7 protein-coding genes are annotated in these 8,996 nt (G+C 60.8%); all 7 read left to right on the forward strand.

Annotation, left to right across the window (positions count from 1 at the left end):
* On the forward strand, positions 1-494 hold a 494-nt coding region (locus tag AC1DH9_RS20335), incomplete at its 5' end, for a UDP binding domain-containing protein (protein WP_477808666.1).
* A gap of 75 nt (positions 495-569) precedes the next feature.
* Positions 570-2,051: a mannuronan synthase gene (alg8, locus tag AC1DH9_RS20340; RefSeq protein WP_477808667.1), complete on the forward strand. Its 1,482-nt coding sequence runs from the start codon at positions 570-572 to the stop codon at positions 2,049-2,051.
* Positions 2,052-2,086: 35 nt separating this feature from the next.
* Positions 2,087-3,256 carry a PilZ domain-containing protein gene (locus tag AC1DH9_RS20345; protein WP_477808668.1) on the forward strand — a complete coding sequence of 390 codons (1,170 nt, stop codon included), beginning with the start codon at positions 2,087-2,089 and terminating at the stop codon, positions 3,254-3,256.
* A 74-nt stretch (positions 3,257-3,330) separates the two neighbouring features.
* Entirely contained in the window at positions 3,331-4,698 is a 1,368-nt protein-coding gene (gene algK, locus AC1DH9_RS20350) for an alginate biosynthesis TPR repeat lipoprotein AlgK (RefSeq protein ID WP_477808669.1), read from the forward strand.
* Complete coding sequence (locus AC1DH9_RS20355) at positions 4,695-6,179, forward strand: alginate export family protein (RefSeq protein WP_427545219.1); 1,485 nt, start codon at positions 4,695-4,697, stop codon at positions 6,177-6,179. The genes algK and AC1DH9_RS20355 overlap by 4 nt, the downstream gene beginning before the upstream one ends.
* Before the next feature lie 26 nt (positions 6,180-6,205).
* Complete coding sequence (algG, locus tag AC1DH9_RS20360) at positions 6,206-7,798, forward strand: mannuronan 5-epimerase AlgG (RefSeq protein ID WP_427545221.1); 1,593 nt, start codon at positions 6,206-6,208, stop codon at positions 7,796-7,798.
* A gap of 11 nt (positions 7,799-7,809) precedes the next feature.
* Positions 7,810-8,996: alginate O-acetyltransferase (locus AC1DH9_RS20365; RefSeq protein WP_477808670.1), on the forward strand; the 1,187-nt coding region annotated here is incomplete at its 3' end.

The following is an 8,996-nucleotide window of genomic DNA, read 5'->3' on the forward strand; positions in this document are numbered from 1 at the left end:
CCCTGACCTACCGCGCAAGCTCCCTGGACATCGAAGCGCCACTGCTCAATTCGCTGATGCGCAGTAACGAATCCCAGGTGCAGAACGCCTTCGACATCGTTTCCAGTCACGACAAACGCAAAGTCGCCCTGCTCGGCCTGAGCTTCAAGGCCGGCACCGATGACCTGCGCGAAAGCCCGCTGGTGGAGCTGGCGGAAATGCTGATCGGCAAGGGTTACGACCTGAGCATCTACGACAGCAACGTCGAATACGCCCGCGTCCACGGTGCGAACAAGGATTACATCGAGTCGAAGATCCCTCACGTCTCGTCCTTGCTCAACGCGGACTTCGACTCGGTGATCAACAACTCCGACGTGATCATCCTCGGTAACCGTGACGAGAAGTTCCGCGCCCTGGCCGAGACCGCGCCACACGGCAAGCAAGTGGTCGACCTGGTCGGGTTCATGTCCAAAGCCACCAGCGTGAGTGGCCGCACCGAAGGTATCTGCTGGTAACCGCCGTTCCCCGTGGGCGCAGGCTGCGCCAGCGCCCACGGACTGCTCATCGCCGAAACACAATGGATGCAGATTATGCACAGGCTAAAGCACCGCCTACTTCAGGCTGCCGGTTGGCTGTTTTACCTCAGTTTATTGATGGGCATCGCCATGGCGCTGCCTGTGACCACCTTCGACTCGCAGTCCAAGGACTTCATTTTCCTGATTGGTGTCGTCGGTATCTGGCGCTATTCGATGGGGGCCACGCACTTTCTGCGCGGCATGCTGTTTCTCTACGTGGTCTACCCGCACCTGCGGCGCAAAGTGCGCAAGCTCGGCAAGGCGGCAGACCCGTCCCATGTCTTTTTGATGGTCACCAGTTTTCGTATCGACGCGCTGACCACCGCGCAGGTCTACAGCTCGGTGATTCGCGAAGCGATCGAGTGCGAGCTCCCGACCACCGTGGTCTGCTCGATCGTGGAAATGTCCGATGAACTGCTGGTGAAAAGCCTCTGGGCCAAAATGAACCCGCCGGACCGGGTCAAGCTCGACTTCGTGCGCATCCCCGGCACCGGCAAACGCGATGGCCTGGCCTTCGGTTTCCGCGCCATCTCGCGCCACCTGCCAGACGACCGCGCGGTCGTGGCGGTGATCGATGGCGACACCGTGCTCGCCGAAGGCGTAGTGCGCAAAACCGTGCCGTGGTTCCAGCTGTTCGGCAATGTCGGCGGCCTGACCACCAACGAATTTTGCGAAGTGCGCGGCGGCTACATCATGAGCGAATGGCACAAGCTGCGCTTCGCCCAGCGTCACATCAACATGTGCTCGATGGCCCTGTCCAAGCGCGTGCTGACCATGACCGGACGCATGTCGGTATTCCGTGCCAGCGTGGTCACCAACCCGGACTTCATCGCCGACGTCGAAAGCGACTCGCTGCAACACTGGCGCCTGGGCCGTTTCAAGTTTCTCACCGGCGACGACAAGTCCAGCTGGTTCAGCCTGATGCGCCTGGGTTACGACACCTTCTACGTGCCGGATGCGGCGATCAACACCGTTGAACACCCGCCGGAAAAGAGCTTCATCAAGRCCAGCCGCAAACTGATGTTCCGCTGGTACGGCAACAACCTGCGGCAGAACTCCCGGGCACTGGGCCTGGGGATGAAACGCCTGGGCCTGTTCACCTCGGTGGTGCTGTTCGACCAACGCGTGTCGATGTGGACCTCGCTGCTGGGCCTGACCGTGGCACTGATCGCCAGCTTCAAATACGGCACCGCCTTCATCCTCGTGTACCTGCTGTGGATCGGCATCACCCGCCTGATCCTGACCCTGTTGCTCTCCTGCTCGGGACACAAGATCGGCCCGGCCTACCCGGCGATTCTTTATTACAACCAGATCGTTGGCGCGCTGGTGAAGATCTACGTGTTCTTCCGCCTCGACCAACAGTCCTGGACCCGTCAGGACACCAAATTGACCCGTGATCTGGCCAGCTTTCAACGTTGGTTCAACACCTGGTCGTCTCGGACCATGACCTTCTCCGCCGGCAGCATTTTCGTCGCCGTGCTGCTGTTGATGGTCTGACCTGCCTTGCCTGAATTAACGAGGAAATACCCCCTATGAATACCGCCGCGAACATCAACGTAGTGCATGAATCCGAAGCCCAACGCCAACACGCCCGCGTGAAAATCCCGGCCAAGCTGCGCTTCTTCGGACCCGACCGTACGCCTGTGGACGCACGGCTCATCGACCTGTCCGCCGGAGGCCTGAGCTTCAATGCCGGGCAGATACCGCTCAAGGTCGGCGACGTGCACAAGGGTCGACTGCAATTTTTGATCGACAACCTCGGCCTGGCCATGGACGTCGAGATACTGATTCGCTCGTTCGACCGCCAGACCGGTCGCACCGGCTGCCAGTTCCAGAACCTCGAACYGCAGGACATCTCGACCCTGCGCCACCTGATCACTTCGCACCTGTCTGGTGACATCGTGACCATGGGCGATGTGCTGGCGACCCTGCAACGGGACAACTTCACCAAGGCGCGCAAGGTCAAGGACGGCGGTCACGGCATGACTGCTTTCGGGCGCTTGCGGGCAGTGACCTTCAGCCTGGGGATTTTCGTCGTCGGCCTCGCAGCGTTCGGGTTCGTTCTCAAATCGGTGTATGGCATGTACTTCGTCAGCCACGCCCAGGCCGGTCTGGTCAGCGTTTCCGGCATGAACGTCACCATGCCCCGCGACGGCACCGTACAAAGCCTGATCAAGACCGATGGCATTGCCGCCAAGGGTGCGCCACTGGCGACGTTCAGCACCAGCATGCTCGATGTACTCAAAGGGCATCTGGACGAAAACCAGTTGCAACCGGCCAAGGTTGAAGAGCTGTTCGGTAAGCAGATGACCGGCACCCTCACCTCGCCGTGCGATTGCACCGTGGCCCAACAAATGGTCGCCGACGGTCAGTACGCCAGCAAAGGCGACGTGATCTTCAAACTGATGCCACAGGGCAGCCAGGCCAGTGTCGAAGCGCGTTTCTCCTATCGCCAGTTCGCTGACGTGCGCCCGGGTACGAAAGTGAGCTTCCAGATCGCCGGCGAAGACACTACGCGCACCGGCACCATCGTCAGCAGCACCAGCCTGAAAAGCGAAGACTTGTCGTCCGACATCCGCGTGCAGATCAAACCTGATGCGCCGCTGGACAGCACCTTCGCCGGTCGCCCGGCAGAAGTCAGCAGCAACCGCGGCCCTTCCTTGAACTGGCTGATCGACAAAGCCATGGCCGCAGGTCTTTAAGCGGAGGACATGCCTGTGACCACTCCACCTCTCCTCAACACACCGCAATCCCTGTGGGAGCGAGCCTGCTCGCGATGGGATCACCTCGGTCGGTGAGCCTGGCCGGTTGCGCCGGCCTGCCCGACCAGCGTCTGGCCAATGAAGCCCTGAAGCGCGGCGACACCGCGCTCGCGCAGCAGAACTACAAACAACTGGCCGACCTGGGTTACAGCGAAGCACAGGTCGGGCTGGCCGATATTCAAGTGGAAAGCCGCGACCCGGCGCAGATCAAAGCCGCCGAAGCGACCTACCGCGCTGCCGCCGATACCTCGCCGCGAGCGCAAGCGCGCCTGGGCCGTCTGCTGGTGGCCAAACCGGGATCGACCGAAGCCGAGCAACACGAGGCCGAAGGCCTGCTGAAGAAAGCCTTTGCCAATGGCGAGGGCAACACCCTGATCCCGTTGGCCATGCTGTACCTGCAATATCCCCACAGCTTCCCGAACATCAACGCCCAGCAGCAGATCAACCAATGGCGCGCCGCCCGCTACCCGGAAGCCGGCCTGGCGCAAGTGCTGCTGTATCGCACACAAGGCACTTATGACCAGCACCTGGATGACGTCGAACGCATCTGCAAAGCGTCGCTGAACACCACCGACATCTGCTACGTCGAGTTGGCCACGGTCTATCAGAAACGTGCCCAAYCGGAACAACAGGCGCAACTGCTCAAGCAACTGCAAGCAAGCTACAGCCTTGGCAAAGTGTCCGCCCAACGCATGGACAGCGTGGCCCGCGTGCTCGGCGATGCCAGCCTTGGCAAACCGGACGAAAAAACCGCGCAAGCCATGCTCGAGCAAATCGCCCCCGGCTACCCGGCGTCCTGGGTCAGCCTGGCACAGTTGCTCTACGACTTCCCCGAACTGGGTGACGTCGCCAAGATGATGGAATACCTCGAAAACGGCCGAGCCGCCGATCAGCCGCGCGCCGAACTGTTGCTGGGCAAACTCTACTACGAAGGCAAGTGGGTGCCGRCCGACGCCAAGGTCGCCGAAGCACATTTCCAGAAAGCCGTGGGCAAGGAAGTCGCCGCCGATTACTACCTCGGCCAGATCTACCGCCGTGGCTACCTGGGCAAGGTCTATTCGCAAAAAGCCCTGGACCACTTGCTGACCGCTGCGCGCAACGGCCAGAACAGTGCCGACTTCGCCATCGCCCAGTTGTTTTCCCAAGGCAAGGGCACCAAGCCCAACCCGCTCAACGCCTATGTCTTCAGCCAATTGGCCAAGACACAAAACACCCCGCAAGCCACTGAGCTTGCGCAAACACTCGAAGCCCAATTGCCGCCTGCGCAGCTGGCCGAGGCCCAACGCCTGTTGAAACAGGAACAGGCCACACGTGGCGCCTTGAGCCATAGCACGTTGCAAGTCGAGGCCCTGCAAGAAAAAGACGGCGAGGAATCCCTATGAAGCTCAATCCATTCGTTCAAGCCGGAATCGGCCTGACCTTCGCCCTGTTGTGGTCCTGCCCGACACTGGCCGCGATGACTGACACCAAGAACTACGGCCTGGAAGTGAAAGTCACTGGCCAGTCCGAAGACGACAGCGACCTTGGCACCAAGCCCGGCGGCGACGTCAACGGTGTGGGCCTGGACCTGCGTCCATGGGTCTACGGTGAAAGCGGCAACTGGAGTGCCTACGCAATGGGCCAGGCCGTGACCGCGACCGACATCATCGAAACCGACACCTTGCAGTCCGATACGCAAGACGCCCAGAGCAGCGGCAACAACGGTCGCCAGAGCAAGAAAAACTACCTGGCGATGCGTGAGTTCTGGATCGGCTACAGCGGCCTGACGCCCTACCCCGGCGAGCAGCTGAAACTCGGTCGCCAACGCCTGCGCAACGACGATGGCCAATGGCGCGACACCAACATCGAAGCGTTGAACTGGACCTTCGACACCACCCTGTTGCGGGCCAACGTCGGCGTCGCCGAACGCTTCAGCGAGTACCGCACCGACCTCACCGAACTGGCGCCCAAGGACAAGGATCGCCTGCACGTGTTCGGCGATATCGCAACCCAATGGACGCCCGGTCAATGGGTCGGGCTGCGTGCCCATCACACCCATGATGACGGCAAGCTCGACTTCCCGACACCCGGCGAAGCGCCTGACTCGCTCGCCAAGAAACAGAACGGTGACCTGAGCTGGCTCGGCGTCGAAGCCAACAGCGACGCCTACAACTGGCGCAACACCAACACGGTCAACTACTGGGCCAGCGTCACCGGCATGAGCGGCAACCGTGACACCGTCAACCCATTGAATGCCGATGGCAGCCGCCCGATCGATGCCTCGAAAAACCGCGACGTCAGCGGCTGGGCCACCGACCTCGGCGTGCGTCTGCGCCTCGATCCGCAATGGCAAGTCGGTGCAGCTTACGCCCGTGCAAGCGCTGACTACGAGCAAAACGGCCTGCAAAGCAACCGTTCGAACTACACCGGTACGCGCTCGCGGATTCACCGTTTCGGCGAAGCCTTCCGTGGCGAAATGAACAACATGCAGAGCGCCAGCCTGTTCGGCTCCTGGATGCTGCAGGACGATTACGACGCCAGCCTGGTCTACCACAAGTTCTGGCGCGTCGACGGCAACAAGCCCGTCGGCAGCAACGGCATCAACGCGGTGGAAAACAACTTCGACGACGTCACCGGCGCACTGCTGTCCAGCACCTCGTTGCCGCTGGTCGATGGCAAGACCGATCTCGGCCAGGAAGTGGATCTGGTGGTCACCAAGTACTTCAAGCAAGGCCTGCTGCCGGCCGGCCTGAGTCAGTCGATCGATGAACCCTCGGCGCTGGTGCGCTTTCGTGGCGGCGTGTTCAAGCCGGGCGACGCCTACGGCAAACAGGTCGACTCGTACATGCACCGTGCGTTCATCGACGTGATCTGGCGCTTCTGATGCGAGCCGCCAAGGGAGTGCCCCAGATGAACAACCCAGCGCTCAAAGGCTCGCTCAGCCTGCTGGTCGGCGCGATGCTGCTGGCGAGCTCAGCGGTGTTCGCCAACGTCGAGCCGCCAGCACCTGTCCCAAAAGGGCAGCAGGCGACTGTGGCCAAAGGACTGCAACAGGCCAAGACCTACACCGTCAGCAGCGCGCCGACCGCGTCACTGGAACTGGCGACTCCAAAACTGCCCGACCTGTCCGGCTACACCGCGCAAGCTGTCGCGGCGAAGATCGTGCGCAGCAAGGCCGGCAAAGTCAGCGTGCGCCGGATGATGCAGGAAGACGCCTTGAAGGACTTCATCGGCGGCGATAACAAGATGGCTGAATGGGTGGTACGTCAACACGGCATTCCTCAGGCGATCTTCATCGACGACGGTTACATCAACCTCAAGGACCTGGCTCAGAAGCTGCCCAAGCAGTACTTCAGCGAGACCTCACCGGGCGTGTTCCTCGCCAGGCTGCCGATTGTGGTCGGGCAAAAAGGCATCCTCGAAATCGACCAACAGACCCAGGAGTTGCGCCTCTCCGAAGAGGCCGGCTCGTTCATGATCAACGACGGTCAGTTGTTTGTGCGTGACAGCAAAATCACTGGMTGGCGCGAGAAGGACAACGGCCCGGCGACCTTCCGTTCGCCCAAGGATTTCCGCCCGTTCCTGCTGTCCTGGGGCGGCACGCAGACCTACATCGTCAACAGCAAGCTGGCCAGTTTCGGTTACTCCAACAGTAAGTCCTACGGCGTGAGTATTTCCCAGTACACGCCGAACATGGCCAAGGTGCTCAAGCGCCCGGAACCGACCGGCTGGATCATCGGCTCCGAGTTCTCGGACATGTGGTACGGCTTCTACTGCTATGAAACCCGCGACTTCGTGGTCAAGGGCAACACCTACCGCGACAACATCGTCTACGGCATCGACCCTCACGACCGTTCCCACGGCTTGATCATCGCCGACAACACGGTGCATGGAACGAAGAAGAAGCACGGCATCATCATTTCCCGCGAAGTGAACGACAGCTTCATCTTCAACAACCGCAGTTACGACAACCACCTCTCGGGGCTGGTGATCGACCGTAACAGCGTCAACAACCTGATCGCCTACAACGAGATCTACCGCAACCACACCGACGGCATCACCCTCTACGAGAGTGCCGACAACCTGTTGTGGGGCAACAAGGTGATCAGCAACCAGCGCCACGGCATCCGCATTCGTAACAGCGTGAACATTCGCCTTTACGAAAACGTCGCCATGAACAACGGCCTGACCGGGGTCTACGGGCACATCAAGGACCTCACCGACACCGACCGCGACATCAAGCTCGACCCGTTCGATGCCGAGGTCTCGCTGATCGTCGTCGGCGGCGAACTGGCAGCCAACGGCAGCGGACCGCTGTCCATCGACTCGCCATTGAGCGTCGAGCTGTACCGGGTGTCGATGCTCGCCCCGACCAAATCCAGTGGTATCAGCTTCTCGGGAATCCTTGGCGAGCGCCAGGACGAAATCCTCGACCTGCTGGTGCGCCAACAGAAAGCCGTGCTGATCGACCCCGTCGAACGCCAGACCGAAATGCGCGACTGAGGATGACTTTCATGAAACCCCATTTGATCAAACTGTTCAGCCTCGCCGGCCTGACTGCCGCGATGTCTGCCGCAAGCTTTACGGCGAGTGCAGACGACTCCAAGGCGCCGACTTTCAGCGCCGAACCGTGCTGCAACCTGTGCCCGCAAGCGCACGACGCGAAGAACTACACCACGCGTTATCAGCAAAACTTCACCACCCTGGTGCAAGCGCAAGGCGAYTGGTTGTTCCGCACCCAGGAAGACCTGCGCACCGAATTCAATACAACACCCGAAGGCTATCGCCGGCTCAAGCAACTGCACGACGCCTTCAAGAGCAAAGGTGTTGAACTGGTGGTGGTGTATCAGCCGACCCGTGGTCTGGTGAATCGCAACAAGCTCAACCCGCAAGAGAAAGCCGCGTTCGACTACGACAAGGCGCTGAAAAATTACCAGGGCATGCTCGGGCGTTTCGCCGAAATGGGCTACGTGGTGCCGGACCTGTCGCCACTGACCAACGAATCGCTGCCAGACACCCTGCCCGCCCACGATTTCTACTTCCGTGGCGACCAGCACTGGACSCCKTACGGYGCCCAGCGCACSGCGAARATCGTCGCCGAGAAGGTCAAGCAGYTSCCGGCCTTCGCCGRCATTCCCAAGCGYGAATTCGAGACCMAWARGTCSGGKCGCATGGGCAAGACCGGCACCCTGCACAACATGGCCGGGCAGCTCTGCGGTACCAGTTACGCGATCCAGTACATGGACCAGTTCACCACCGAGCCCAAAGGCGAAGCAGCAGATGGCGACCTGTTCGGCGATTCCGGCAACCCGGAAATTACCCTGGTCGGCACCAGCCACAGTGGCAAGAACTACAACTTCGCCGGGTTCCTCGAAGAGGCCATCGGTGCCGACATTCTCAACGTCGCTTTCCCCGGCGGTGGTCTGGAAGGTTCGATGCTGCAGTACCTGGGCAGTGAAGACTTCCAGAAGAAGCCGCCGAAAATCCTCATCTGGGAATTCTCGCCGCTCTATCGCCTCGACCAGCAAACCATCTACCGCCAGATGATGGCGCTGCTCGATAACGGCTGCGAAGGCAAAGAGGCACGGATGTCCGGCAGCACCACGTTGAAGCCGGGAAAAAACGAGTTGATGGTCAACAGCAAGAACATGGACCTGCGMAACAGCGACCATCAGGTCGACATCCGTTTCGCCGATCCCTC

The sequence above is a fragment of the Pseudomonas sp. 05T35 genome (assembly GCF_056396605.1).

Excerpts from the sequence above, each read along its gene's own strand:
- AC1DH9_RS20355 (WP_427545219.1), top strand. The coding sequence starts at position 4,695 with ATGAAGCTCAATCCATTCGTTCAAGCCGGAATCGGCCTGACCTTCGCC.